1 protein-coding gene is annotated in these 1,334 nt (G+C 63.9%); it reads right to left on the bottom strand.

Translation table 11 applies throughout. The annotated features are described in order from the left end of the window. Window positions 1–1,334, bottom strand: a 1,334-nt coding sequence (locus H7993_RS20670) for a hypothetical protein (RefSeq protein ID WP_425312043.1), incomplete at both ends; no start/stop codon positions are given.

Below are 1,334 nucleotides of genomic sequence, written 5' to 3'. Positions count from 1 at the left end.
ATTGGTGACGTTGACCCGCACATTGAACTCGCCGGTCAGGGCGTCCACATCCAGTTCGTCGTTGGCCGTCAGTGCCGGTTCGAAGCCAGGGGCCGGCAGCAGCGTGGCCTGCCCGTCGATGTTCAGTGACAACGGCAAGGAGCCGTAGCTTACCGGCGCCGTGCCGGGCACGATGAGGTTGTAGCTCACCTCGACGGAGCCGCCGGAAATCTCTTCCGCCCAGCCTTTTTCGGCCTGGAACCGCACCGCCTGCCCGGCTTGTGGCAGCAGCACGGTCTTGGTCAGTTCGTGGTGAAACGACTCGCCGGCCCCACTGAACCCGTCCCACACCAATTGCACCTGCACGTCGTGGATGAAGGCCGTATTGGCCGGGGCAACAATGTCGAACGTCGCCCCCAGGTCAGGCGGGTTCAGGGTGCCGCCAAGTGCATCGGGCACCTGCGGCGCGGGCAGGTCGAACGCAGTGCCGATCACCTGCGCCTGGGCGTTGAGGGAGCGCTCTGTAGTGCCGCCCGTCACCGCCTCGTAGAACACGATCGCCTCGCTGTCGACCAGGCTGCGTCCCAGCACGTTGGGCACGGTGAATGTGTGGAACGGCACAGTGCCGAGCTTGATCGGACCCAGGGTGTAATCCAGGTAGGGCCAATCGGTGGGCTGACCGGTAAAATGCAGGGTGATGTCGGCAGCCGGGTCGATGTTGCCACGCAGCACCATGATTTGGACGTCCGAACCTGCCAGCGTGTCCATGTCCAGGGTACCGGACGGCGCTGCCACGATCAGCGGCGCCGGCAAGGTCGCGATGGGCACCACGTCGCATAGCACGCTTTGACTGTACAGGGAGTAGTTGCCTACGGCGTCATACACGTGATAGCGCACCACCACGCCGTCGCCTGGGCGAGCACTGACGATATCTCGGGGTACCTCCACGGTGACCGTGCTGCCCACTTGACTGGCCGTGAGGGGATCGGCATCGACCCCAGCGCCGCCCCAGAACACGGTAATTACATCGCCCTCGGTCATGTGGGTGTACGGCAGTATGCTCACGGGGATGCTGGTGACCTGGTTCAGGTCTTCGATACGGGGAGGCACATTGACGGGGGCAGCCAGGTTGGGATTGATGCCCGGCTGTGCAGGGTCACCCGGTGGGTCGCCGGGGTTGGTGGTCTTTATGCGCAGGGTTTCAGGATACGAGACCTGCTCGTTGGCGCCACTGAAGCCGACCCAGCAGTGGTAGTGCACGCTGTTCTGCGTGTCGCCCCGAGGTAAAACCCGGCTGGGGATGAACAGCAGCGTGGATTGGTTCTTGTCCGGCACCACACCGTCAGCGACCAGAG

This window comes from Pseudomonas baltica (genome assembly GCF_014235765.1).
GTDB classification, from domain to species: Bacteria; Pseudomonadota; Gammaproteobacteria; order Pseudomonadales; family Pseudomonadaceae; genus Aquipseudomonas; species Aquipseudomonas baltica.
Note: the sequence above shows the minus strand (reverse complement) of the source record. Positions and strands in the feature narration are given on the sequence as shown.